Origin of the sequence: Enterobacter sp. 302C9, assembly GCF_034106085.1 — a bacterium.
GTDB lineage: Bacteria > Pseudomonadota > Gammaproteobacteria > Enterobacterales > Enterobacteriaceae > Enterobacter > Enterobacter asburiae_B.
Genome location: NZ_JAWNBW010000001.1, coordinates 1,098,972 through 1,122,810, shown reverse-complemented (window position 1 = coordinate 1,122,810; position 23,839 = coordinate 1,098,972). Strand labels below are relative to the sequence as shown.

Genomic DNA, 23,839 nt, shown 5'->3' with positions numbered 1-23,839 from the left:
TTCAACTCCAGACTTGCCTGCCACGTGAACGGAACCACCATTCCGGGGATCGGCGTGTCTGATGTCAGGTCAGCGCTTATCGGCACCACCGGAGCTGGGACGTAAACTGTCTGTGTATTCCCGCAGGCTGTCAGCAGCGGCAGCAGGAACAAGCTGGTTAGCGCACGGATCGCCTTCAAGCGCCTGCCTGATGTAGACAATGCGCGTCTCGCCTTTTTGGGCCAGTTCGTTCTTTGCATTCTGGGTGGCCTGTGAAATGTCACGGATGAGGTTCATCGTGGTGATCATGTTGTTGGTGATCGCCTCTGATGTTTCCGCCCGGACCGACGCTTTATCGCGCTGGTCTTTGTAGGTGATGGCGTTGTCGCGGTAGTGGTTAATCGCCCAGGCCATAGAGACCAGCAGGCAAATAACGACAGCGCAGATGATTGCGGTTAATCGGCTCATTTCTTGCCCAACTCGCAGACTTCACGCTCAATCTCACGCCGGGTGATCAGCCCCTTCCACTGCTTGCCACCGGCATAAGTCCAGCGCTGCAGTTCTTTGCAGGCGCCTTGCACATCACCGGAGTTCAGCTTCTTCAGCAGCGTGGAACTGGCGAAAGCACCAGAGCCAACGTTGTAGGTGAAGGAGTAAAGTGCGGCGCGGGTAGGCTCAGGGATACGAACCTTGATCAGCGGGTCGATGGCGTTTGCCACCTTTCGCAGATCTGCCTTCAGCAGGTTGTCACACTCTTTATCTGTGTAGCGGTGACCGCGGCGAATGTCGGTACTGGTGTGACCATCGCAAACGGTCCAGACGCCGACCACATCCTGGTAGGCGTAATAGCGACGCCCTTCCAGTCCATCCGCATTGCCCAGCATTACTGCAGCAATGGTGATTGCTCCGGATCCGCCAACTATGGCACCCACCAGCTTATTCCTGAGTGTCGGGTTCATCTCGGCTCCTGCTGCGGCGGTTGTCTTCGCGGATCTTGAAATAAAGATTTGTCAGATACGTCAGTACGGCAATGATGATACCCACCAGCACGCCGATAGCGTTCCACTGCTCGGGGCTGTAGGCATTCAGCATGCCGTTGAGGATGCTCCCGGCTGAAGCGCCATAGGCAGCACTAGTGGTTATTTTTTCCATGCGATACATGCTCTCACCTCGCGTTGTTAGCGGGTGCTGTGTGTTTAAAAGGGGTCAGGCCCTCGGGACGATTTAACAAATAGGCGTGTCGATGATGGTTCCCGGAGCCTGAATTAAATAAGGCCCACATAAGTGAGCCTTTGAATAAAGTTTCTTCACATCCCTGCCGATACATCCCTAAAAGGAGATAAAAATGGGCAGACGTAGACGTGGCAGGTACAGAATTAATAAGAATCCGGACGTAGTGGATCGAATTATTCACATGATTATCGATATCGCAATTTTCATCTTCCTAGTAAAGCTTGGGATATCTTTTTTGTTCAAATAAAAAGCCCCGCACGATGGCGAGGCTGTTAATTCTTTGTCGACCTACGAAGCTATGGCGACAATATCAGATTTACATGAAATATATGCGTTTCAATCCAGTTTTGCAAGACTTGAGTCTAAATTTGTCGCCTTTTGTTGTGAACGTGATCGCGTAACCTGCAATAAAGCCCCACTATCCAGGCACAGAAAGATGCGCCGCATCTCAACCCAGCGGTCCGTAAACGTCTCTGACCAGTTCTTTGGCGTTACGCCAACCAGCGACGCCAGCGCCTGATATTCGTACGTCTCACGCCCTACCAGTTCCGCTTTGACGTCCTGCGCCGCCAGCCAGATTAGCTTCTTCAGGCGCTCCATCGTCTTGCCGGCCAGCTTCTTTGCGCCGAGTTGCCCCATGAACTCAGCCCAGGCCCACTGCGTGATCGCCACCTGGTACTCGAAGAGGATATTCTCGCTGTAGTTCCACAGCAGCCATGCTTTCTGGTGGTCTTCCAGTGACAGGACAGCGCGGCGCCACGATGCGGTCACGAACTCAACCGGCCCCACCAGCGCGATGGATGATCCCTTGGCGCGGGACTGGCTGCCGCTCATCGCCGGGCCGTCCGGGTTCACTTTGCGGCCGGTTACCGGATCGGTTATTTTCTTCCGTCCTCGGCTGCGCGCCGTCGCGGTGAACTGCGCGTTCTCGGCGAAAGCTACCAGCTGCCCTTTCGTCGCCCCGCTTAGGTCTGCGGTCGCCACAATGAGCTGCTGACGTACGTATTCCAGTTGCTGACTGTTCATGCGGCTTCCTTCTGTGGCTGATTAGTTTTGGTCTTGCTGTGCTTTGCTACTGGCGGCAGGTTTGCGCGCTTAACGCTTTCGGCCTGATATCGGGTTATCTCGTCTCTGGTCACGGCGCGCACTCCCCGATGATGATCTGCCCCTTCTCTCCCCAGAGTTTTGTCACCCGGCCATCCCAGACGCGGCTGTCGTCTTCGAAAATGGCATCGAGTAGCGCCTTTTCCAGGTTGTCTTTATCCGGTTTCTGCTGATGAGCCTGGCCGTTCAGTTGCGCGCGCTTCTTCTGGCTCCAACTTTTTGGCATGGGAATGATGAAGGTGACGTGATAACCGGACTCAGGCAGACAGATTCCGAGCTGGCGTACTTCGGCTTTGAAAGCCCAAAATGCCGCTGTTGCCTGACGTTTTACCCACCGGTCCCGTTGAGTCATGCGAGGTTTGCTGACGGGCGTGATATCGTAAATATTCATACCTTCACGAGCCCCTCTTTGAGCCAGATAACCTGTGTGCGGGCCATGCCTTCCAGCGCACACTCCTTTGCATAATCCGCATCGACCAGGCGAGTGCGGCGATCGATCTCATCGTGGCAGCTGCTGCATGCTATGGTGGCGATCAGGTCTGGCGGTTTAATTCCGGTTCCGCACAGGCCCGCCAGGCGGATATGTGCCAGCACTGAGGTTTCAGGGTCGCCATTGCATACGCCGGGGATCCGCACCTGACATTCGCGGCCGCGTGCGGCCTTGCATAAATTAGCCATGCGCCCTCCGTGCCGCGAGACGCAGCCATTTCTGATCCACAAGACGGGAGGTGTAGTCCTTCAGGGTCGGGATTTCGGACGGCTTAACCGCGGGCTTGCGCTGGCGGCGCGCCGGAACGCGGAAGATTTCGTTCGTGATGAAGCGGGAAAGTGGAGTAGACATCAGGCCTCCTGCTTATCGCGCAGCTGCTGGTACTCGCAACTTTGGGGTATGGTCAGGTGGCAGCCGATATTCATCGCCCAAGCTTCGACTTTGCACAGGAAGTTGTACATCTCGCCGGTTTCCAGATCGGAGGTGTGGCGGAGAGATTGAACCGTGGTCACCTCTCCGGACACGACGTCTACCCGGTCCTTGCTCTCATAGCCGAGATAGGTGTGCTTCATCGCGTCCTTGACCCACTCGGGTGTAGCGAAGGTCTTGCCGCGGGCGATGAGGTATTCGCTGATTTCGGTGTACCACATGTGGCTGAGCGCGTTCTGCGACAGGCTGCGCTTCTCGCGCCACGGCTTAACCTGAAGGCGGAAACATTGCCCGGCATCCAGCAATGGCTGAATCTGCTGGCCAATGGCCGCGAAGTTGCCGCGATGGAGTTTGATGCCGTCTACTGGCAGTGTCATACGGCCTCCTTGCCGGAAACCGCAGAATGCAGAAAATCGCAGGTGCATTTCTGCATCTGTGAGAAGGTGAGGAGTTCAGATTGTTGTCGCATTTAAGTCCCCTTAAATGCGCAGAAGTCACCGGAGTTGTTCAGGCTCTGGTAACACCATTATGACAGGGCAGGATAAATACAACAACTGTCGACTTCATTATTTTTACAATTGGTTTTCCAATTTGTTTGATAGTACTAGCATTAACAGGTATTTACCTTAACAACAAGTGCCTTTATAATCACCCACTAAGTAAACAACAAAATATTATCATCTTTTTAATAACGGAAATAAATATGAGCAAAACAAAAAGTGATGAAAAAAATGATGACTCTAATGAATCACTACTTAAGCATGGTCTAGAGACCTTAAAACCGCTACAGGAAGCTATTGTAGCACGGTTTAGCAATCCCATTTTTTTTGGGTTTATAATTTCCTGGGCTTTATTTAACTGGGATAGGCTGGCTATTTTATTCTTTTCCAAACAGAGCATTATCACTCGAATAGATACAGTCAAAAAAATGCCAAGCAATATTATATTGTATTGGGATATACCCAACGCTACGACAATTTGGTTACCCCTCGCATCAACTTTAACATTGATTCTCTTAAGCCCATTTATTAACAATCTTATAGATAAAATCTTAGTATCAGCAAGAACATTAAAACAATCCCATGATGAATATTTAGTTCGACATAGTTATAAGCAAAAAGAGTTATCAGTTATAGCCAGAGTAAATTATGAGGAAGCTACTGAGACGCAAAGACTCCGATTAAAAGCCGAGCAGGAAAGCTTGAAGGCAGAAGCTTTTACATCTCAATCTAATATAAGCGATCTCAAAAACACATTATCTTCACTATCTGAGTCTATTGCTAACTCCAAAACTATTAATGAAACTCTTAAAGAAGAGAATAGTGAATTAGCAAAACGCATAGAAGGCTTAAAAAAGGAGAGCGACGAATATAACGCATCGATTAGTTTAATGCGCACCAACTTATATGAATTAAATAATGAAAAATCTCAAATAAACAGCCAGCACCTTGAAGCAATAAAGAAACTTAAAAATGAGATCTTAACTCTCAAGCACAATAAGGATGAGACATATAACCACTTACTTGGCATTTTGAGTTTAGTTGACAATCAAGGCAATATTACCACAGAACAAGAGATATCAATTATCAATCCTGCAAAATTGTGGGTGCAAAATACAAGTTGGGCGAAAGAACAATCATCTAAATTAATCGAACACCCTTAAATCATATAGAGGTTAAGTTCCGGCTTAACCTCTGTAATTAAGCAAATAAAGCCTGTAGTTATTAAGTATATAGAATATATTACAATGCAGTTTAAACCCTCATCTTCACGACGGAGAATCTGATTAATTCAGGGGCGTGGAAGTAAGATACGCACTGTACAATATTACTCTAATAATGTGATCAGCATAATTAACTGCTCTACAACCCTAGCTAACGAGCGCAATCTTGTAGTCTCAATCCAGATCGATGGCGTTCTTAATGATGCAGTTGGTAGACATGCCAAGCTCTGTAGCCACATCCTTCGCGGTGAAGGTCCGGTGTGTTTCGATATAACGCAGAATTGCCTGTTTGCCTTTCATCTCACACCATCCCGTTCGACTTGTTGCGGTTGTACTTCGCTAGCAGCAGCTGGATCGGCGTCGGCCCGTGTTCGGCAGCCGGTGCTGCAATCGCCCGGCGCACAGGCGGCACTGGCTTACCCTCGGTGACGCGCTTCTCCCACATATCCAGCAGATCGCCCGCCTCGCGTGCCAGCTCACCATGCGTTAACTGGCGCTCTGTGCTGCGGTGGCGCAGTTCTACGCAGATGTGGTACATGACCGGCTGCGACCAGGGGAATTGCTCGCTGGAGGTGAACTCGAACGAACGGTTACGCCAGTCCCAGTATTCGGCGATCACCTGGTCAACGTTGACGCCCAGCGCCCCGCAGCTCTGCTTGCACCAGGCGACGAACTGGCCCGGCGACGGCAGGAATGGGCGCTCCTGGCGGCGGGCAATGCGCATACCTGCATCGACCTGAGCCATGGTGTGGATCCCGTTCTCTTGGAACGCCAGTAGCCACTGACGGCGGAATTCGTTCAGGTCGTCCTGAGTGCGGAAGTTCGCCATGCTGGCCGGGAACGCGGCACGCAGCTGGTTGAACAGTCCGTTGAATACCTGCGCCACCTGCTCGACCGGCGCCCGCTCCTGGTATTGCTCTGGCAGGTTATGGGCCATGCGGCTCATCTGCTCGCGGTCATGGTTACGCATCTGCTCTGCAAGAGATTTCATCGAATCACCTCATAAGCCCAGTCAGTGTTGTTGAAGTCCAGATCCGGCTTCGCGGCTGGTTTGCCGCGTACTGCCGCTTGCTTGTTCTGATAACTCAGCTTCTGGCTGGCAGTGATAAACCAATTTTTTGGCTTCTCATGCGTGAACTCGATATCCAGCTTCTGAAGTTCGTAATTCAGGTCTATCAGCGGGTACAGGTTTAACCATGCTTGATAGTCCTTGTGGTTCAGCCGAACGATTTGGCCCTCGAATGCGTACCGACTCGATATCTCATGAATATCCGCATTGGCCTCTTCGCAAGACGCGTAAGCGGCTTGGGTGTTAACCAAGGAATCAGGAATCAGGTTAAGGGAATCAGCAGGATTTAAACTGTTCTTAACCTGTTCTTGCACCTTACTAGCACCGTGCTTTTCTTGTGCTTCATTATTTTCAATGACTTGAGGCTTTCCCTCTTCTTCCTTTTCCTCTTTTGCATCTGAATTGCACTGTTCTTGTTCGGTGCCATTTTGGTTCTGGGATGGTTCTGGTATCTCACTTGCCGCTTCTTTGCAGTGCGGGTTCTGATGCTTTTTCCAGTTAGAAACTTGAATGTAGGAATCGCCTTTTACCTGATAACGGTTGATGAATTTGTGCTGATGCAGCTGCTGCAACAAAGCGTCACAATCGACATCATCAAAAGGCAGCACCATGGCTTTAATTTTCTTAGGGCGGTCATCAAGGCGACCCTCTTTATCGGCGATAGTCCACAAACCAGCGAAGAGAATGCGCGCCAGCGGCTGACATTCTGCAAGCTCGTCGTTCGTGAAAAAGCCGGGTTTGATATTTCGCGATCTGGCCATTTAAAACTCCACTGGTTGTTCTGGGCCGTAAATTCCACGTCTATCAAGCTCTTCTCTATGAGCCTGATATTCATTCATGGCTTCTTTTAGCGCCTGTTCATCAGCGGGTTCGATCGCATACGCATTTGAATCGTGCACAGCGATAACAACGCCGCTTTTTCTACGGATATTGAAAATAGTTTCCGCACCGATTCGAATTAATCGCTCAGCAGCTGCAAGCTTGTCGCCGAAGACGCTAATCCCAATCTCATTAAAAAGTTCAGGTATATTGATTTTGCTGAGGCTCTCAAAAATGATGAAGTCGTGGTAAATAGCTATGTATTCAGCTTTTTCACCGACCTGGCATTCACAGCTGCACGAGCAAGCATGAATAATTTCTTTCAAATCAAGCTGAAAAAATTCGCGAGACTCGTTTACTCTCCATTCCGACAAAGCATCGTGAATCTCTTTTTCAGCTTCGATCGGAGAGTGGCTGTAGAAAGCCGCCTCAACCTTGAATGGAACAGGAACACCAGTAGCTGATGAAAGCTCTCGCGCTCGAACTTCCGGGCTTGTTGTGGTCATTCCAATTTTGTATATGCCAGGCATACATGGATTGCTTAACACGTATACCCACCCTTCCATTCTGAAGTCGGTTGGAACATCCATAGTCTTCAGTACGCCGACTTGCTTTGTTAATGGCTCGAGATGCATAATTGCCTCTGTGAATTGATCCAATTAATTCCACCTGAAAGTCGGTTCTGTTCGCGCAGACCGGCTTTCGTCATTTCTGTAGTTCTCACATGACCCCCAGCATCGACGTGACCATCGTCATCAGCGGTCCTACTTGCTCCGGCATGAGACGGAACAGCGACGCTATACCCTCGCTTACCTCTTTCAGCTTCTGATGCTCTGGAGCGTCCAGCAGCACGGCCTGTTTAGCTTCAGCACACTCTTTCATCGCGGATGCGATCAGCGACATCGTGTCGTTCTGTGGCGCCAGGCGGTTGCGGTACTCCAGCGGCAATACGGACATGATTGCCGGCGCCAGCTGGTGAATGTTGTTGGCGGCGTATTCGGTGTCGCCATCAATCCAGCGGAATACTTTCTGCATCTGGCGGTGCGAGTCAGTCGGGATATTCAGACCGGTGCCGCCGGTTGCCCGCCACTCTTCCACAATCAGCGCTGCGACAAATTCACGGCTGCGGCAATCAGCGGCCCAGGCGCGAACTGCTGCGCGGATCCCATTGATGTTTAACGCCGCGGAATCAGGTTCCCGGCGATTCTGGTAAATCATCGCCGTTGGCGAAAAATTGTTACCTTGTTGATACGCAAGTGAATGCATTGCTTTCCCTTTCGTGGTTAGGGCCGCCGTTAAGCGGCATGGTTGTCAGGGTGTGGAAAGATGGACGGCAGGTCCGGGCGGAATTCATGAGCCTGGATTTCACCACCAACCGCTTTCACCAGTTCAGGAACGTGAACCGGGGAGATGCGTTTCTTTCCGTTAAGCCAGTCGCAGATAGTGGACTGGGCTTTACCGCAACGTTTTGCCAGTTCTTTCTGGCTGCCAGCGATGGCGATCGCTTTCTCTACTGCGGAGTTCTTCTCTACTGTTGGGGTCTTCATAATCACCTCAGCTATCAGTTTAAAGCGATTATGGTTATCACTTTAGCGAATGTCAATCGCATAGGCGATTTTTTGCTAAATAATCGCTTGAGCGATACAGTTAAAGGAATCAGTAATAGAGGTGAATATGGGATTCTCGGAGCGCCTGGCGCAGGCAATGAAACATGCTGGATATACACAGGGCCGATTAGCCAAAGATGTCGGCATGGCTCAGTCCAGCGTAAATAAGTTACTCAAGGACGCGAACGGCTCTCGTAAAACCGTTGAGATCGCTTCTGTTCTGGGTGTGCGGCCGGAGTGGCTGTCTACTGGCGAAGGGGAAATGGCTTCCAATGGCGCAAGAGAGTCGACTGCGCTATACCAGGTTAAGCCGTCACTGAATGGGGTTTACCGCGTGGATGTTCTCGACGTTAAAGCCAGTGCTGGACCGGGCGCAATTGTCACCAGCGATTTCATTGAAACTATCCGAGCCATTGAATACACAACTGAACAAGCGCGCGCGTTGTTCGGCAACCGACCCGCTGCACACGTCAAAGTCATTACGGTTAACGGCGACAGCATGGATGGCACCATATCACCTGGCGATCAGATTTTCGTTGATACCGGCGTTACGCATTTTGACGGTGATGGGGTTTATGTATTTGTCTTCGGCAAAACCCTTCACGTTAAGCGCCTTCAGATGCAGCGAGACCGCCTCGCGGTAATATCCGACAACCCGATTTACGAAAAGTGGTACGTTGAACCTGAAGATGAAGATACATTTTATGTGATGGCCAAAGTTCTGCTTAGGCAGTCTGTTGACTACAAAAGATTCGCTTAAATATAAAATACGGAAATAACAAAATTATGAAATGGTTGAAATTTGCAATTTTAAGCACAGCTTTGATTTCTTCTCAGGCAATGTCTGCGAGATGGTTGTTAACATATTCTAAAGATGAGATGCGTGGTACAACTGAGAAAATTCTACAGACTAACTCAAAGCGACCTGTTGATTTACAGCCACCATATCAAGGCGGCTCATGGCTGGCTATGGTTCTGCGCTCCCCTAGAGTCGAACTAAAAGAAGGTGAAAACCCTGACAATATTCAGCTAGATAAAGCAATCCTCATCATCACTAAAGGTCAATTCAATTGCCCTTCACATGATGGTTGTTATATCAATGTGAAATTTGATAACGAGAAAATACAGAAATACAAAACACTCAAGCCAAATAATGGTAGTACTGATGTTATTTACTTAGAAGACCCAAAAGTGTTTCTCCAGGACATAGCCAAACATAAGAAACTGATTATCGAGGCCGATTTTTATCAATCCGGGGCTCGCCAGTTCACTTTCGATTTGAATGGATATTCAACCCCAGAAATAAATCCAGAATCAGAATAACATCCGACCCGCTCCGGCGGGTTTTTTATTGTCCTAACCCACCCACTCCTTCCCTTACCCCAACTTTTTAACTCAACAGCTATCACTTTTTTCGCTATTCACAAAAAAAATATCGCTTTAACATTCAATAATTTATCGCTTTATCGATGATTGATATCGTTTTGGCGATTGACTCAAATAATCGCTTTAGCTATTGTTAACCGCATAGACGAACGGCGCGTCTTTAAACCATGCGTCGGACGCCCGGCGGGCTCAGGGAGAGCGGCAATGGTGCGTAATCAAATGACCTTCATACCTCAGTCGCTTCACCGAGGCGGCTTAGTTATGACAACCGGCGGCCATCCACCGCCCATTGAAACACTGAATAAATGCGTTGAAGTCTTGTATTAACCGTTCCGTTCGCCGCGATAAGGCCAAGAGGATTTATGAGCACTGTAAAGATGATTGGCGCCAGTCCACTAACTGGAACAATTTTCGAAGGACGACTTAACCCAGTCAAAAGCTGCTGGGTTGGAAAGAAAACAGATGTTACCGATATGGTTCTGAGAGCTACCGCTGACCACCTCTACGTTGTGAAAAAGGAATATGCGTTCCCGTTACGAGACGGAAAGGTGGCTGTGTTGAGCATGCAGATTTTCGATGAAATGCCAGAGCGCTTCATTGGTGGCACGGAGCATGGCGAATGATGACAGTAACCCACAACGGCAAGCAGTACACAGCCAAAAAGCTCAACGATAACGAGTGGCAGCTTACGTCGGTATTGGCGCCGCGCGACAAGCTGACACTGAACCGCTGGCAGATGCACGTTGCTGGCTTACTGGCTCAGGTGGAGGGTAAAAAATGATGCACCACTACGGCACTACCCCGCTCATTCGCCAGTGCGTCACGCCCGGCATGATGGCAATGCATGAAGGCCGCACCTATCGCGTATCAGCGGTTATTCAAGAGCGAAAATGGGTGTACCTGCACACCGATGCAGAAATCATCCGCCTCAGTGACTGCGTGATTGACGTCCTTCTGGACGGTCACGGCAACCCTATCCAGCACTAACCACCCTATTCAACCGTTCGGCCTGGCATTAAGCGGGCGGGATCTGCACATCCAAATTTCAGGAGAAACCATGAGCGAAGTAACGGACTTAACTGTAATCGAAATCAAGCCGGAGCAGGCGCCAGTGCTTTACGTAGCCGGCGGCCTTGACGCTTATCTCGAGCAAATTCGTCAGGCAGTAAACGAAGTTCCGGACCTGTCCACGAAGAAAGGCCGTGACCGTGTCGCTTCTCTGGCGGCGCAGGTGTCCCGCAGCAAGACGGCGATTGAAAAGCCGGGCCGTGAGTACCTTAAGCGCCTGAAAGAGGCTGTGCGTCCGGCTGAGGCCGAAATTAAACGATTCGTTGATGCCTGCGACGAGCTGCGAGATGCGACCCGCCGCCCACTCACCGAATGGGAAGCCGAGCAGGAACGCATCAAGGCTGAGGAAGCCATGAACGCGCTGCACGCCGAAGCGCTGGAAATGAACATCAAATTCGATCAAGAGCTGGCGGCCAAGTTTGAAGCGGACCACGAATTGGCCCTTCTGATGAATAAGGATTTTGACCGTGACCGCGAAGAGCAGCGCCGTCAGGCGGAACAGGCTCAGCGTGATCACGAAGAACGCATTAAGCGCGAAGCGGCAGAACAAGCCCGCCGCGATGCCGAAGCGAATCACAGGGCTGAACTGGAAGCTGCAGAACGCCAACGCATTGAAACGGAACAGCGTGCGGCACGTGAGAAGCAGGAAGCGGAAGAACGGGCAGAGCGCGAAAAATCTGCGGCGGTTGAAGCCGAGCGCCTGAAGGCAAAACAGGCCGAAGATGCTCGCCTGGCCGAAGAGAAGCGCAAAGCCGACGAGCAAGCCAAGCGCGAAGCTGACGTGAAGCATCGCAAGACGGTCGGCACCAACATCGTTAACGCGCTCACCAGCAATACCAGCTTAACCCGCGAACAGGCTATCGAAGTGCTTACCGCTCTGAAAGATGAACTGATCCCCTGCGCGAAAATTCATTACTGAGGCAACCATGAATGCATTCCTCACTTACGACCGAATCGAAGATCGGCGCTGGGCTGAGCAGCAGCTCACAGACGAAAAAGAGAAGTGGATCGGCGATCGGGCGAAGGAACTGATCGCTATGTTCCCTGCGAAACCTCTGGAAATGAGCAGCTTGTTCCTGCCCCAGGAAGCCCAGTTTGCCCTTATCGGAGAAAAAGCCGAAGAGGCATACAACAAATACATATCGGAATGTGCGTATGCCCGCGCAGAAGAAGAATGGCAGCGTCAGGCGCCTTGCCCGTTCTAAGGAGTGATCATGAGCTTAACCCTTGTTGATTTCGTCAAACAACAGGAGCCGCTTTTCATTAAGGCGGCCACAGACGAGAGGATGGTATGGGCGAAGGAAAGCCAGTTCGCCATCCAGTTATTTCAGAACAACGACTACCTCGCCAAAGTTGCATTCCAGAACCAGACCAGCACGCAGAACGCAATCATCAACGTTGCGGCAATCGGCATTTCGCTAAACCCAGCTCAGAAGTTGGCTTACCTGGTACCGCGTAAAGGGGCGGTTTGCCTCGACATCAGTTACATGGGGCTGATGCACATCGCGCAGCAGTCTGGCGCCATTAAGTGGTGTCAGTCGGCAATTGTTCGCAGAAACGACCAGTTCCGCCGCGAGGGGCTCGATAAGCCGCCGATCCACATCTACAACGACTTCGATACTGAAGAGCAGCGCGGGGACATCGTAGGCGCGTATGTAACGGTAAAAACTGACGATGGTGATTACCTCACCCATACGATGCGCATCGATGCCATCTACTCCATCCGTGACCGCTCAGAAGCGTGGAAGAAGTACAAATCTGACAACAGCAAAAAGTGTCCATGGGTCACAGATGAAGAACAGATGATCCTAAAGACGGTCGTGAAGCAGGCAGCAAAATACTGGCCTCGACGTGAACGCCTGGATGCCGCCATCGACCACGTTAACACCGAGGGCGAAGAAGGCATCAACTTTGCAGCAGAACGACAGCCAGAGCGCGATATAACGCCTCTTAGCGAAACCACGCAGAAAGAGATAAACGACCTGCTTGTCTCTTTGGATAAGACATGGGATGCCGATCTTCTCCCTCTCTGTTCACGCATTTTCAAACGCCCTATCTCGCAGCCAGCCGACCTGACAGAACTGGAAGGTGTTAAGGCTCTCGGGTTCCTCAGGCAAAAGGCAGCAGCATGACACCTTCCCTCCTTTCATTGTTGCGAAGCGGAAAACACAGCATTCGCGACATGGCAAAGATTTTAGGCATTACAAGGTCTCGCGTTTCATGGTTCATCGCCGAGCTTGAGCGGCGTAAATGGATAGAAGTCACCAGGTGCGCGATATGGTTTCACGATGGCACCCGTTCAAATAAGCAGAACGTATACAGGGTAAAACTATGACACCAGAAATTATCCTTGCCCGGACCGGTATTGACGTAACTACTATCCAACAGGGCGATGAGGCGTGGCACCGGCTGCGCCTCGGCGTTATCACCGCCTCTGAAGTGCACAACGTCATTTCCAAGCCACGATCGGGAAAGAAGTGGACAGACATGAAAATGTCCTACTTCCACACGCTACTCGCCGAGATATGCACCGGCGTCGCGCCAGAGGTTAACGCCAAGGCGCTGGCCTGGGGGAAGCAGTATGAGGAAGACGCCCGCACTCTCTTCGAGTTCACCACCGACGTGAAAGTCACGGAGTCTCCGATCCTGTTCCGTGACGAGAGCATGCGCACTGCGTGCTCCCCTGACGGCCTTTGCAGTAACGATTTCGGCCTCGAATTGAAATGCCCTTTCACCTCCCGCGACTTCATGAAATTCCGCCTTGGCGGTTTCGAAGCCATCAAGTCTGCGTACATGGCCCAGGTGCAGTACAGTATGTGGGTGACCGGGAAAGATGCCTGGTTCTTTGCCAACTATGACCCCCGCATGAAACGCGAAGGCATTCACCACGTCGTCGTTGAGCGGGACCCGCAGTACATGTCCGATTTCAACGAAATGGTGCCGGAGTTCATCGAGAAGATGGACGAGGCGCTGGCGGAGATTGGCTTCACGTTTGGCGAACAGTGGAGGTAACGATGGGAGCAAATCACTGGCAACCGTGGGAAAACCTGTTCCTGCATGAAGTTGCCGGGCAGATGCCCGTCTCATTGATTGCCGAAAAACTGGAGAGAACTGAACGTGCCGTTTACAACCAGGCCGCTCGCCTCAATGTGAAATTACCAGCCAACACCAACCTCAGGAAGTGGACCAAAGCAGAGTTGTTTCTGTTTGGCCGATTCACTCCCGAAGAAATCGCCGCGGCAACCGGTCGCTCTATCCACTCCGTGCGCAGCAAGCGCAACTCACTTGCCCGATCCTCAGGAGGAAAAGTCATGCCTGAATGGACTACCGAAGAACTGGCGCTGCTGTGGCGACACTCAAACGCCGAAGTCTCAGAGATTACCGGCCGCAGCATTGAAGAGGTCGGAGATAAGCGGCTGCAAACCAATACTGAGCGTAATGGCTGGGATGTTAACGATCCGGAGCGGGAGGATGCATGAGCAAAGTAGGCGATTATTTCTTCGAGTTCCCGGCGTCGCGCGGCATGCAGGGTGGCACGGCGACTTACATGATAACGGCGCCGGCCCGCGCACTGACGCGCATACTTGCCTCCGACAATCACGGCAGCACGCTCGAGCGTTCTCAACGCGAAATTAACCAGGCGCGAGTTAAGAAGTTTTACCAGTACCTCGTCAATGCCTACCAAAATAAAGAGCCCTTCATCATCCCGCCGCTGGTCGGCAACTGCGACGCGGATATTGAGTTTGAAGAGTTCGGCAATACGAATGTGGGCGTCGCACGCTTCCCTATGGATGCAGTGATCAAGCTGTTCGACGGCCAGCACCGCGCCGCCGGGTTAGCTGAGTTCTGCCGGACTTACGGAGAGCCAATCAGCATCCCGCTGATGCTGACCCATAACCTCCCGCTGAAGGCACGCCAGCAGTTCTTCTCCGATATAAATAACAACGTTTCGAAACCTTCTGCTGCGATCAACATGGCCTATGACGGGCGTAATGATGTAGCCCAAGGGATGGTCACGTTCCTGTCTCAGCACGACACCTTCGCAGAGGTGACAGACTTCGAGCATAACGTCGTTCCGGCGAAAAGTAAGTTGTGGGTGAGCTTCAAGGCACTTAGTGACGCGACGGCCAAGTTTGCCAACGCGGGCAGTAAGCCGCTGGAAATGGGCGACATCGAATCCATCTGGGAGGCCTGGTTGGCCCTGACGCAGATCGAGGCGATTCGCCACGGAACCAGCCAGGCAGACTACAAGCGCGACTACATTCAGTTCCATGCAGTGATGATCAATGCCTTCGGCTACGCCGTTCAGCGGCTGATGGCTGAACACTCAATCGTCGATATCGTCCAGATGATTGAGGAACTGGCGAGCAGTGCGGGCTCCTCTGAGATGGAAGACTTCTTCCTGATTTCGCGCTGGGGCGGTATATGCGTGAATGCCGAAAAAGACCGTCCAACGATTATTGCCTCCGTTCCGGCGCAGAAATCAGCTGCTGAGCGGCTCGTCAAAGTTATCCTGGCGAAAAGCCTTGAGGAATAGTTATGACAATGCAGATGCACTCAATGCCCTGGCCTGATTCTCAGGCCATCTTTTTGTCAAAAACCTATCTGTACATGGATATGGATGAACTGTGCGCAACGTTACAGCGCACCAAAGCGTCTATCCAGATGAAGGCCAGCAGCATGGGTCTTTACCGTTGTGGGAAATTAACCATCGACGATCTACAGCTGATTGAAGCCCTGCTTGATGCCGGTCTTGAGTATGCGGTTATCGCCAGAAAGTTCGAACTCTCCAAGCCTCAGCTAATGAGGGTTCTGGAAACGGGAGCCTTTCATTGCGATATCTGCGCCACGTTCTCCGCGTCTATGCGTTCCTCTTACTGGAAATTCGACGGAGAGCCGCAAAGGACTTATAGCTGCTGTCCGGCGTGTTGCCGGGCGATGGTTGAAAGCTTTAACGCAGGACACGACGGGCCGTTGCTGGCACGCAGACGGGAGGCGGCATGACTGATTACACCGGCAGCAACACGCCAGCGGATCAGCGCGACCTATGGCGCACTCCACCAGCGCTGTTCGCTTCCCTTGATGCTGAGTTCTGCTTCCAGCTGGATGCTGCCGCGGCTCCTCATAACGCGCTGTGCCGGAAGTTCATCACCGCCGAGCAGAACACGCTGGAAACGCCCTGGGATGATTACCTGAGCATTCCCGGCTACGTCTGGCTGAACCCACCTTACAGCGACATTACGCCGTTCGTTAAGAAGGCTGCAGCCGAGAGCGCCAATCAGATCGGCACGGTCATGCTGGTACCGGCTGACACTTCGGTTGGCTGGTTTAAGGAGGCTATCCAGACCGCCAGCGAGGTTCGCTTCATCACCGCCGGGCGGCTGGCATTTATCAACCCGGTCACCGGTAAGCCAGCCAGCGGCAACAACAAAGGGTCGATGCTCATCATCTGGCGGCCGTACCCGCGTACACACTGCCACTTCGCAACTGTGGACCGGGACGAACTGATGGCTTTCGGGGCGAAACTTCTCGCCCGCCGGGAGGCCGCATGATGTCAGAAACAGACAACGCCATCCGCGCCGCCTGCCGCCGCTGCACAGAGGAAATCCAGCAGGCCATGCGCAAGAAGCCAAAGCCTAACTGGAACGAAACGGTGCCACCCATCATCAGCAAGCATCACAAGAAAATTGAAGCTCTGGGAGTTAGCCTCCTAGAGTTCGTCGTCAAAACTGGCCGCCTTAACGGGCGGTATGGAGCAGAACAATGAGCAAATATAGGAAAGGCGCGGTTTATCTTCGCAAAATGAAATCCGGCGATAAATCGAATGACTTTCGCACTTATATGCGCATGGCGATGTTCAGTGACAAAAAAGCGTGGAAACACCCAGAGAAGATTAAACCTGTCGTGCTCGTTCAATATGGGATGAAGAATATCGTAAGTGTCTTCATGAATATGGATGACGCCACCGGTTGCCTGTTCAGTGGGGCGATTGAAAAGCGTGCGCGTAACCCACGACACAATCCGCGCCGCGGCATGCGTTACACAAAAGGCGACCTGAAGAAAGCTTTCCGAAAGTGGGCATTCAAACACAACGCGGAGCGCGCCGCATGAAGGCACTAATCACCCGGGAGCTTAAGGCTCCTTTTTTATTGCTGGCGTTCACCTTCAACCGAATTAACCGACAGTTCCGGGAGCATTGACCATGGCCGATATCATCGATACCGCAGCAGAGATTGAAGAGCTTCAGCGTAACGCTGCCCTTTCCGCTCACCGCATCGACCGCAACGCCGTATCAGCTGAGTATTGCACGGAATGCGGCGAGGATATCCCAGAGCCGCGGCGTGCTGCAGTTCCCGGCTGCCAGACATGCTCTGAGTGCCAGGAAAGAAAAGAACATGCGCTTAAACATATTCGATAATCAAGTTATGATGAGTATAGTTTTAATGATTTAAGGATATGAAATGACCGCCATGCCTGTGCAAACAACGCTGGATTTAACGGATGTTCTATCAAAATTTGTTGTTCCATTACTTGTAGCTGCGCTAGCCGCATATTTCTCTACCAAGTTTGCTTTGAATAAGTTCTACAAAGAGAAGTGGTGGGAAAAGAGATTGGAAGCGTTCACAGAAATCATCAATATTGCTTATCGAATTAAGATGAGCAATGACTACTTCCTCCGTTGCGAATATGCTCAAATGGAACCTGGTGAGTCTCGGTTCAAACCACATCCGAAAGAGATCGAAGAGAAGTTAAGAACTGAGTATTGGCTTGATCTTCAAGATCTTGAAAGAATAGCGCAGTTAGCTGATTTTACATTAACTACCAAAGTCAAAAGCTTGCTCGACTTCTATGTTAATGCCAGGAAGAAAATGATGGATGATTGGTATGAGGATGCTATTGAAAGCTATGAAGCGTCAGAAAAGGACCTCAAACTCTCTGAAAAATTGCTCAGCGATTTAGTCGCAGAAGCTAAGCGAGAATTAAAAATTAACTAAGCACCCACTTAAAATCTCTCATCATTCAACCCGCCTCGGCGGGTTTATTTTTACCTGATTTCGATTAATCAACACGACGCAACAGACGTGGGTATACTCACGCCGGTTGTCAGGAGTCATCTATGGCACAGGTCATTTTCAATGAAGAGTGGGTTGTTGAAGCCAGACTCACCGAAAGAACCGGTCTCACAGAAGGCCAAATCAAAAATTACCGACTGAAGCTGTGGGTTGAAGGTGTTCACTTCAAGCATCTTACAGCCCAGGGGCAAACCGACAATTCCAAAGGATTGCTCTGGTACAACCTACCTAAAATAAACCAGTTAGTGCAGGATATCTGATGAATTTCCCTACCGGTGTCGAGTTACATAACGGAAAGATCCGCATTACTTTTTACTACCGCGGGGTACGTTGTCGTGAGGTACTTCGCGGCTGGCTGGTGAACAACAGCAATATAAAGAAAGCTGGCAATCTGAGGGCAATGATTGTCAGTGAAATTCAGATGGGCACTTTCGATTACGCAACCCGCTTTCCTGAATCAAAGGCGTTGAGCAAGTTCGGAACCACAAAGCGGATAAACACTTTTGCTGAATTATGCGAGCTCTTTACTGACTCAAAGGCGCTGGAGGTATCTCATGCCACCATGCTCACGATCCGGTCGACGGTAAACACCCTCAGACGCGTTGTTGGCGACATGACAGTCTTAACTGACATACAGAACGCCGACATACTTTCATATCGTCGCGAGCTGTTGTTTGGTGAGGTGGTGAATCCCGGTTTACCGAATTTTAAGAAGCAGGGCCGATCACCAGCACGCGTAAATACTCTAATGAGCGTTCTCAAAGAGATGCTCAGAATAGCTCACCGTAGCCAGTTCATATCTCATACCCCATACGAAGGCATATCTACTTTAAAGGTATCGAAACGAACTCCTGATCCTCTTACATTTGACGAATACCAGGCATTCATCGCTAACCTGTCTAAACAGCACTCGCTTTTATGGATTGTGGCTATTCATACCGGTCTGAGGCACGGTGAACTGTGCGCTCTCGCATGGGAAGATGTTGACCTGTTAAATGGAGAGATTCATGTCTCACGGAACCTGACCCGGAAAGGCTTATTCGTACCGCCTAAGACGGATGCCGGGATCAGGACAATTACCCTGCTCCAGCCAGCTCTGGATGCACTGAAAAAACAGTTCGAGCTTACTGGCCATCTTCCGCAGCACGAGATCATCTATCATCATCGTGAGCATGGTAAAACTGAAATGCAGGTTATCAGGCCAGTATTCGTTCCATCGAGTCGATCGACAAGAAAGGTCGGGTACTATTCGAAAAATTCTATATCCTATGGATGGAAGAATGGCTTACGTCGTGCTGGCGTTCGTAACCGGCATCCGTACCAGTCCAGACACACTTACGCATGCTGGTCGCTTTCTGCTGGGGCAAACCCTTCCTTTATTGCAACTCAGATGGGGCATGAGGATTCAAGGATGGTTTATGAGGTTTACGCGAAGTGGATCGGTGATATGGACAAGGACCAGGTTGCCATTATAAACAAGAGAATTCTTGCCAATATGCCCCCGTTACGCCCCCAAGGCGATTTGAAGTCAAAGAAAATCCTTTGAATTCAGCATGCAACAACATTAAGTAATAAATTTTCATGAATTATTGATCTGGCAAAACCTCCCCTCTGTTTCATTCAGGATATATAGGTTACTCTTTTAATTACAGACTGTGGTGACAGTAGTAAGGAGACCTGTATGGCCAAGTATCAAAACATGCTGGTAGCTATCGATCCGAATCAGGACGATCAGCCGGCATTACGACGTGCTGTGTATTTACATCAACGGATTGGTGGCAAAATCAAAGCGTTTTTGCCGATCTATGACTTCTCGTATGAGATGACCACCCTTCTGTCGCCTGACGAGCGCACCGCTATGCGTCAGGGCGTCATCAGCCAGCGTACCGCGTGGATCCGTGAACAGGCGAAGTATTACCTGGAAGCGGGCGTGCCCATTGATATTAAAGTGGTCTGGCATAACCGACCTTTCGAAGCCATCATCCAGGAAATTGTCGCCGGTGGGCACGACCTGCTGCTGAAGATGGCGCACCAGCACGACAAGCTGGAATCCGTGATCTTCACTCCGACCGACTGGCACTTGCTGCGCAAATGCCCTTGCCCGGTCTGGATGGTGAAAGACCAGCCGTGGCCTGAAGGCGGGAAAGCCGTTGTGGCGGTAAACCTCGCGAGCGAAGAGGATTACCACAATTCGCTGAACGAGAAGCTGGTGAAGGAGACCATCCAGCTTGCCGATCAGGTGAATCATACCGAAGTGCATCTGGTTGGCGCCTATCCGGTCACCCCGATTAACATTGCCATTGAGCTCCCTGAATTTGACCCGAGCGTGTACAACGACGCGATCCGCGGTCAGCACCTGCTGGCCATGAAAGCGCTGCGCCAGAAATTCAGCATCGATGAGAAAATGACCCACGTGGAAAAAGGGCTGCCTGAAGAGGTGATCCCGGACCTGGCGGAACACCTGCAGGCGGGGATTGTGGTGCTGGGCACCATTGGCCGGACCGGTATTTCTGCCGCGTTCCTCGGCAATACCGCCGAACAGGTGATCGACCATCTGCGCTGCGACCTGCTGGTCATTAAGCCGGATGAGTATCAGACGCCGGTTGAGCTGGACGATCCTGAAGACGATTAACGCCTGACGCCAGGCGGCGCAGGCTTGCCGGGCCAACAAAACCGTAGGCCGGGTAAGCGTCAGCGCCAACCGGCAATAAAAAAACCGCCGAATTCGGCGGTTTTTTCGTTTCAACGCAACTTACAGTGATTTCAGAATCGCATCCACGCTGGCTTTGGCATCGCCAAACAGCATGTGGGTGTTCTCTTTGAAGAACAGCGGGTTCTGAACCCCGGCATAGCCGGTATTCATGGAGCGTTTAAACACAATCACGTTCTGCGCCTTCCACACTTCCAGAACAGGCATACCGGCGATTGGGCTACCCGGATCGTCCTGTGCAGCAGGGTTAACGGTATCGTTAGCACCAATGACCAGCACGGTGTCGGTGTCGGCGAAATCATCGTTGATCTCATCCATTTCCAGCACGATGTCGTAAGGCACTTTCGCTTCCGCCAGCAGCACGTTCATGTGGCCAGGCAGACGCCCTGCCACCGGGTGAATACCAAAGCGAACCTTGATGCCCCGCGCGCGCAGCTTCTCGGTGATTTCCGCCACCGGATACTGCGCCTGCGCCACCGCCATGCCGTAGCCCGGAGTGATGATCACGGAGTGCGAGTTTTTCAGCATGTCTGCGGTATCTTCCGCAGAAATTTCGCGGTGCTCACCCACTTCTTCATCCGCACTGGAAGAAGACCCATCGGTCCCGAAACCACCGGCGATGACGCTGATGAACGAGCGGTTCATCGCCTTACACATGATGTAAGACAGGATCGCACCGGAAGAACCCACCAGCGCACCGGTGACGATCAGCAGGTCGTTGCTCAGCATAAAGCCTGCCGCCGCTGCCGCCCAACCGGAGTAGGAGTTCAGCATCGAGACAACCACCGGCATATCCGCACCGCCGATGGACGCCACCAGGTGCCAGCCAAACGCCAGCGCGATGATGGTCATCACCAGCAACGCCAGTACCTGCAGGCCGACGCTTTCGGTACGCACGAAGACCACCAGCAATACAAACGACACCACCAGCGCCGCCAGATTCAGCTTATGACGGTTTGGCAGCATCAGCGGTTTAGAGGAGATCTTCCCGCGCAGCTTGCCGAACGCCACAATGGAGCCGGTGAAGGTCACCGCACCGATGAAGATACCGAGGAACACTTCCGTCAGGTGGATGTTCACCAGAATCGGTTCCAGACCCGGTTCGTGATACAGGTAGCTGTTGAAGCCCACCAGCACTGCAGCCAGACCCACGAAGCTGTGCAGAATGGCAACCAGCTCCGGCATCTCGGTCATTTCAACGCGTTTTGCCAGGCGAATACCAATCGCGCCGCCGATGATCATCGCCACCAGGATCCACGCCACGTTGCCGGTATCCGGCCCGAAGATGGTGGCAATCAGCGCAATCGCCATCCCGGCGATACCAAAGTTATTCCCCTGCTGAGACGTTTCGTGTTTGGAAAGCCCCGCCAGACTGAAAATAAACAGGATTGCAGCAACAATGTATGCAGCTGTCACTAATCCTCCAGACATATGCTACCCCTTAGCCTTTACGAAACATTTTCAGCATGCGCTGAGTCACGGTGAAACCACCGAAAATATTGATACTGGCGATCAGCACCGCGATAAAGCTCAGGAAGCTGATCCAGCCGCCGTGACCAATCTGCAGTAACGCCCCCACCACGATGATCCCGGAGATGGCGTTGGTTACCGACATCAGCGGCGTATGCAGCGCATGGGAGACGTTCCACACCACGTAGTAGCCTACGACGCAGGAGAGCGCGAAGACGGTAAAGTGGCCGAGGAACTCTTTTGGCGCGACGTCAGCCAGCCAGCCGAACAGAATAATCACCAGCGCCATGATCGCGTATTTGCGCCACGGAGAAGCCGGTTTGGCGGGTTCTTTTGGCTCAGGCGCCGCTTTCGTTGCCGCCTGAGGCTGAGCAGAAACCTGAATAGGCGGCGCAGGCCAGGTAATTTCACCTTCACGGACCACCGTGACGCCGCGCACCACCACATCGTCGAAATCAACGGTGACGTTGCCGTCTTTCTCTTTGCAGAGCAGCTTCAGCAGGTTGACCAGGTTAGTGCCGTAGAGCTGAGAAGACTGCGTTGGCAGGCGGCCCGGCAGATCGGTATAGCCGATCACCTTCACGCCGTTAGCGGTCGTGGTTACCTGATTTGGAACGGTATATTCACAGTTACCGCCGTTTTGGGCGGCCAGGTCGACAATCACGCTGCCCGGCTTCATGGAGTCAACCATCTCACGGGTAATCAGCTTCGGCGCCGGTTTACCCGGGATAAGCGCGGTGGTGACAATAATGTCGACATCTTTCGCCTGGGCGGCGAAGAGTTCCATTTCGGCTTTGATAAAGGCTTCGGACATTACCTTCGCGTAACCATCGCCGCTGCCTGCTTCTTCCTTGAAGTCCAGCTCAAGGAATTCGGCGCCCATACTCTGGACCTGTTCTTTTACTTCAGGACGGGTATCAAAGGCGCGTACGATAGCGCCCAGGCTGTTTGCCGCACCGATTGCGGCAAGGCCCGCCACGCCTGCGCCAATCACCATCACTTTCGCCGGAGGGACTTTACCCGCGGCGGTGATTTGACCGGTAAAGAAGCGACCAAACTCGTGGGCCGCTTCAACAATGGCGCGGTAGCCGGCAATGTTTGCCATGGAGCTTAAGGCATCCAGCGACTGCGCGCGCGAAATGCGCGGCACGGAGTCCATTGCCATCACGGTCACGCCACGGGCCGCCAGCTTCTCCATTAGCTCCGGGTTTTGCGCAGGCCAGATGAAGCTCACCAGGGTCGTTCCCGGATTCAGCAGCGCAATCTCACTCTCTTCCGGTGCGTTGACCTTCAGAATCACCGGCGACTGCCAGACGTCAGCACCGTCGACCACTTCCGCGCCAGCCTGGATAAAAGCCTCGTCATCGAAACTCGCCAGTTTGCCCGCGCCGCTTTCAACCGCGACCGTAAAACCCAGTTTAAGCAGTTGCTCCACCGTTTTCGGTGTTGCCGCTACGCGGGTCTCATTGGCTAACCGTTCTTTTGGTACCCCAATACGCATAGTTTTCCCTTCCATCGGTTTTTGATGATGGTTTATCGATAAATGCCCGCGGTTTGTATCAATTTTCGCCATCGCGCGAGCGACGAGAGATGATTAACCCCGGAAAATAAAACAGTAACAAACTGTCTATAACCTACTGAAAATAGCGCCCGTGATCTACCGCCAGAAAACACTATTT

Annotated in this window: 38 protein-coding genes and 1 pseudogene; 22 read left to right on the top strand and 17 right to left on the bottom strand. The window is 51.8% G+C overall.

What is annotated here, in order from left to right; translation table 11 throughout:
- Positions 1-69 precede the first annotated feature (69 nt).
- The 9 genes from UR289_RS05590 to UR289_RS05550 form a co-directional block, all read right to left on the bottom strand.
- Complete coding sequence (locus UR289_RS05590) at positions 70-447, bottom strand: DUF2570 domain-containing protein (RefSeq protein WP_320709300.1); 378 nt, start codon at positions 445-447, stop codon at positions 70-72.
- Positions 444-938, bottom strand: a complete 495-nt coding sequence (locus UR289_RS05585) for a lysozyme (RefSeq protein ID WP_320709299.1) — start codon at positions 936-938, stop codon at positions 444-446. Before UR289_RS05585 ends, UR289_RS05590 begins: the two co-directional genes overlap by 4 nt.
- On the bottom strand, positions 916-1,140 hold the full coding sequence (locus UR289_RS05580) for a class II holin family protein (RefSeq protein ID WP_320709298.1): 225 nt from the start codon (positions 1,138-1,140) through the stop codon (positions 916-918). The genes UR289_RS05585 and UR289_RS05580 overlap by 23 nt, the downstream gene beginning before the upstream one ends.
- Before the next feature lie 408 nt (positions 1,141-1,548).
- Positions 1,549-2,238, bottom strand: coding sequence for a bacteriophage antitermination protein Q (locus UR289_RS05575; protein ID WP_320709297.1), 690 nt, complete (start codon positions 2,236-2,238; stop codon positions 1,549-1,551).
- Positions 2,235-2,351: a hypothetical protein gene (locus tag UR289_RS05570; RefSeq protein ID WP_110875363.1), complete on the bottom strand. Its 117-nt coding sequence runs from the start codon at positions 2,349-2,351 to the stop codon at positions 2,235-2,237. The genes UR289_RS05575 and UR289_RS05570 overlap by 4 nt, the downstream gene beginning before the upstream one ends.
- On the bottom strand, positions 2,348-2,707 hold the full coding sequence (locus UR289_RS05565; RefSeq protein ID WP_320709296.1) for a RusA family crossover junction endodeoxyribonuclease: 360 nt from the start codon (positions 2,705-2,707) through the stop codon (positions 2,348-2,350). The genes UR289_RS05570 and UR289_RS05565 overlap by 4 nt, the downstream gene beginning before the upstream one ends.
- Positions 2,704-2,994, bottom strand: coding sequence for a DUF1364 domain-containing protein (locus tag UR289_RS05560; protein ID WP_320709295.1), 291 nt, complete (start codon positions 2,992-2,994; stop codon positions 2,704-2,706). Before UR289_RS05560 ends, UR289_RS05565 begins: the two co-directional genes overlap by 4 nt.
- Positions 2,987-3,157, bottom strand: a complete 171-nt coding sequence (locus UR289_RS05555; RefSeq protein ID WP_320709294.1) for a NinE family protein — start codon at positions 3,155-3,157, stop codon at positions 2,987-2,989. Before UR289_RS05555 ends, UR289_RS05560 begins: the two co-directional genes overlap by 8 nt.
- Positions 3,157-3,612: a YbcN family protein gene (locus UR289_RS05550; protein ID WP_320709293.1), complete on the bottom strand. Its 456-nt coding sequence runs from the start codon at positions 3,610-3,612 to the stop codon at positions 3,157-3,159. The genes UR289_RS05555 and UR289_RS05550 overlap by 1 nt, the downstream gene beginning before the upstream one ends.
- Before the next feature lie 326 nt (positions 3,613-3,938).
- Between UR289_RS05550 and UR289_RS05545 the strand changes: the two genes are divergently transcribed.
- Positions 3,939-4,898, top strand: coding sequence for a hypothetical protein (locus UR289_RS05545; protein ID WP_320709292.1), 960 nt, complete (start codon positions 3,939-3,941; stop codon positions 4,896-4,898).
- A gap of 237 nt (positions 4,899-5,135) precedes the next feature.
- On the opposite strand, the pseudogene UR289_RS05540 reads toward UR289_RS05545, so the two are convergent.
- The 6 genes and pseudogenes from UR289_RS05540 to UR289_RS05515 all read right to left on the bottom strand — a co-directional run.
- Positions 5,136-5,258: pseudogene (locus tag UR289_RS05540) on the bottom strand (protein ren); the annotation flags it as partial.
- Between the two features lies 1 nt (position 5,259).
- On the bottom strand, positions 5,260-5,949 hold the full coding sequence (locus UR289_RS05535; protein WP_320709291.1) for a replication protein P: 690 nt from the start codon (positions 5,947-5,949) through the stop codon (positions 5,260-5,262).
- Positions 5,946-6,788, bottom strand: coding sequence for a hypothetical protein (locus tag UR289_RS05530; RefSeq protein ID WP_320709290.1), 843 nt, complete (start codon positions 6,786-6,788; stop codon positions 5,946-5,948). The genes UR289_RS05535 and UR289_RS05530 overlap by 4 nt, the downstream gene beginning before the upstream one ends.
- Positions 6,789-7,505: a GIY-YIG nuclease family protein gene (locus tag UR289_RS05525; protein WP_320709289.1), complete on the bottom strand. Its 717-nt coding sequence runs from the start codon at positions 7,503-7,505 to the stop codon at positions 6,789-6,791.
- A 61-nt stretch (positions 7,506-7,566) separates the two neighbouring features.
- Positions 7,567-8,112, bottom strand: coding sequence for a toxin YdaT family protein (locus UR289_RS05520; RefSeq protein ID WP_320709288.1), 546 nt, complete (start codon positions 8,110-8,112; stop codon positions 7,567-7,569).
- A 29-nt stretch (positions 8,113-8,141) separates the two neighbouring features.
- Complete coding sequence (locus UR289_RS05515; RefSeq protein WP_001514164.1) at positions 8,142-8,393, bottom strand: transcriptional regulator; 252 nt, start codon at positions 8,391-8,393, stop codon at positions 8,142-8,144.
- A 127-nt stretch (positions 8,394-8,520) separates the two neighbouring features.
- Here UR289_RS05515 and UR289_RS05510 point away from each other — a divergent pair, with 127 nt between their 5' ends.
- The 21 genes from UR289_RS05510 (at position 8,521) to uspE (ending at position 20,612) form a co-directional block, all read left to right on the top strand.
- Positions 8,521-9,213 (top strand): helix-turn-helix transcriptional regulator, encoded by a 693-nt coding sequence (locus UR289_RS05510; protein ID WP_320709379.1) that lies wholly within the window; start codon positions 8,521-8,523, stop codon positions 9,211-9,213.
- A 26-nt stretch (positions 9,214-9,239) separates the two neighbouring features.
- Positions 9,240-9,776, top strand: a complete 537-nt coding sequence (locus UR289_RS05505) for a hypothetical protein (protein ID WP_213729852.1) — start codon at positions 9,240-9,242, stop codon at positions 9,774-9,776.
- Positions 9,777-10,201: 425 nt separating this feature from the next.
- A complete protein-coding gene (locus UR289_RS05500; RefSeq protein ID WP_045325421.1) occupies positions 10,202-10,462 on the top strand; it encodes a hypothetical protein in 261 nt (86 codons plus the stop codon).
- The gene (locus UR289_RS05495; protein WP_320709384.1) at positions 10,459-10,620 is read left to right on the top strand and encodes a hypothetical protein; all 162 of its coding nucleotides are present in this window, start codon (positions 10,459-10,461) and stop codon (positions 10,618-10,620) included. Before UR289_RS05500 ends, UR289_RS05495 begins: the two co-directional genes overlap by 4 nt.
- Entirely contained in the window at positions 10,617-10,826 is a 210-nt protein-coding gene (locus tag UR289_RS05490) for a hypothetical protein (protein WP_001514158.1), read from the top strand. The genes UR289_RS05495 and UR289_RS05490 overlap by 4 nt, the downstream gene beginning before the upstream one ends.
- Positions 10,827-10,896: 70 nt before the next feature.
- Positions 10,897-11,826: a hypothetical protein gene (locus tag UR289_RS05485; RefSeq protein WP_320709287.1), complete on the top strand. Its 930-nt coding sequence runs from the start codon at positions 10,897-10,899 to the stop codon at positions 11,824-11,826.
- Between the two features lie 7 nt (positions 11,827-11,833).
- Positions 11,834-12,112 carry a host nuclease inhibitor GamL gene (gamL, locus tag UR289_RS05480; RefSeq protein WP_320709286.1) on the top strand — a complete coding sequence of 93 codons (279 nt, stop codon included), beginning with the start codon at positions 11,834-11,836 and terminating at the stop codon, positions 12,110-12,112.
- Positions 12,113-12,121: 9 nt separating this feature from the next.
- Positions 12,122-13,039 (top strand): RecT family recombinase, encoded by a 918-nt coding sequence (locus tag UR289_RS05475; protein WP_320709285.1) that lies wholly within the window; start codon positions 12,122-12,124, stop codon positions 13,037-13,039.
- A complete protein-coding gene (locus UR289_RS05470; protein WP_074165348.1) occupies positions 13,036-13,242 on the top strand; it encodes a winged helix-turn-helix transcriptional regulator in 207 nt (68 codons plus the stop codon). Before UR289_RS05475 ends, UR289_RS05470 begins: the two co-directional genes overlap by 4 nt.
- A complete protein-coding gene (locus tag UR289_RS05465) occupies positions 13,239-13,919 on the top strand; it encodes a lambda exonuclease family protein (RefSeq protein ID WP_320709284.1) in 681 nt (226 codons plus the stop codon). The genes UR289_RS05470 and UR289_RS05465 overlap by 4 nt, the downstream gene beginning before the upstream one ends.
- A gap of 2 nt (positions 13,920-13,921) precedes the next feature.
- Positions 13,922-14,386, top strand: a complete 465-nt coding sequence (locus tag UR289_RS05460; RefSeq protein WP_320709382.1) for a hypothetical protein — start codon at positions 13,922-13,924, stop codon at positions 14,384-14,386.
- Entirely contained in the window at positions 14,383-15,444 is a 1,062-nt protein-coding gene (locus UR289_RS05455; RefSeq protein WP_320709283.1) for a DGQHR domain-containing protein, read from the top strand. The genes UR289_RS05460 and UR289_RS05455 overlap by 4 nt, the downstream gene beginning before the upstream one ends.
- 2 nt (positions 15,445-15,446) lie before the next feature.
- Complete coding sequence (locus tag UR289_RS05450; protein WP_320709282.1) at positions 15,447-15,911, top strand: hypothetical protein; 465 nt, start codon at positions 15,447-15,449, stop codon at positions 15,909-15,911.
- The gene (locus tag UR289_RS05445) at positions 15,908-16,459 is read left to right on the top strand and encodes a phage N-6-adenine-methyltransferase (RefSeq protein ID WP_320709281.1); all 552 of its coding nucleotides are present in this window, start codon (positions 15,908-15,910) and stop codon (positions 16,457-16,459) included. Before UR289_RS05450 ends, UR289_RS05445 begins: the two co-directional genes overlap by 4 nt.
- Entirely contained in the window at positions 16,456-16,674 is a 219-nt protein-coding gene (locus UR289_RS05440; protein WP_320709280.1) for a hypothetical protein, read from the top strand. Before UR289_RS05445 ends, UR289_RS05440 begins: the two co-directional genes overlap by 4 nt.
- Positions 16,671-17,018: a hypothetical protein gene (locus tag UR289_RS05435; protein WP_320709279.1), complete on the top strand. Its 348-nt coding sequence runs from the start codon at positions 16,671-16,673 to the stop codon at positions 17,016-17,018. Before UR289_RS05440 ends, UR289_RS05435 begins: the two co-directional genes overlap by 4 nt.
- A gap of 91 nt (positions 17,019-17,109) precedes the next feature.
- A complete protein-coding gene (locus tag UR289_RS05430; protein WP_320709278.1) occupies positions 17,110-17,325 on the top strand; it encodes a TraR/DksA family transcriptional regulator in 216 nt (71 codons plus the stop codon).
- Positions 17,326-17,368: 43 nt separating this feature from the next.
- Positions 17,369-17,902 (top strand): hypothetical protein, encoded by a 534-nt coding sequence (locus tag UR289_RS05425; protein WP_320709277.1) that lies wholly within the window; start codon positions 17,369-17,371, stop codon positions 17,900-17,902.
- A 122-nt stretch (positions 17,903-18,024) separates the two neighbouring features.
- A complete protein-coding gene (gene xisR, locus UR289_RS05420) occupies positions 18,025-18,240 on the top strand; it encodes an excisionase family protein (protein WP_045406214.1) in 216 nt (71 codons plus the stop codon).
- Entirely contained in the window at positions 18,240-19,526 is a 1,287-nt protein-coding gene (locus tag UR289_RS05415; RefSeq protein WP_320709276.1) for an Arm DNA-binding domain-containing protein, read from the top strand. The genes xisR and UR289_RS05415 overlap by 1 nt, the downstream gene beginning before the upstream one ends.
- 135 nt (positions 19,527-19,661) lie before the next feature.
- Positions 19,662-20,612 carry a universal stress protein UspE gene (gene uspE, locus UR289_RS05410; RefSeq protein ID WP_023335478.1) on the top strand — a complete coding sequence of 317 codons (951 nt, stop codon included), beginning with the start codon at positions 19,662-19,664 and terminating at the stop codon, positions 20,610-20,612.
- A gap of 120 nt (positions 20,613-20,732) precedes the next feature.
- Here the strand turns inward: uspE and pntB are convergent, their stop codons facing one another.
- On the bottom strand, positions 20,733-22,121 hold the full coding sequence (gene pntB / locus UR289_RS05405) for a Re/Si-specific NAD(P)(+) transhydrogenase subunit beta (protein ID WP_024909329.1): 1,389 nt from the start codon (positions 22,119-22,121) through the stop codon (positions 20,733-20,735).
- 10 nt (positions 22,122-22,131) lie between these two features.
- A complete protein-coding gene (gene pntA, locus UR289_RS05400; protein WP_023311474.1) occupies positions 22,132-23,661 on the bottom strand; it encodes a Re/Si-specific NAD(P)(+) transhydrogenase subunit alpha in 1,530 nt (509 codons plus the stop codon).
- Positions 23,662-23,839: the final 178 nt, after the last annotated feature.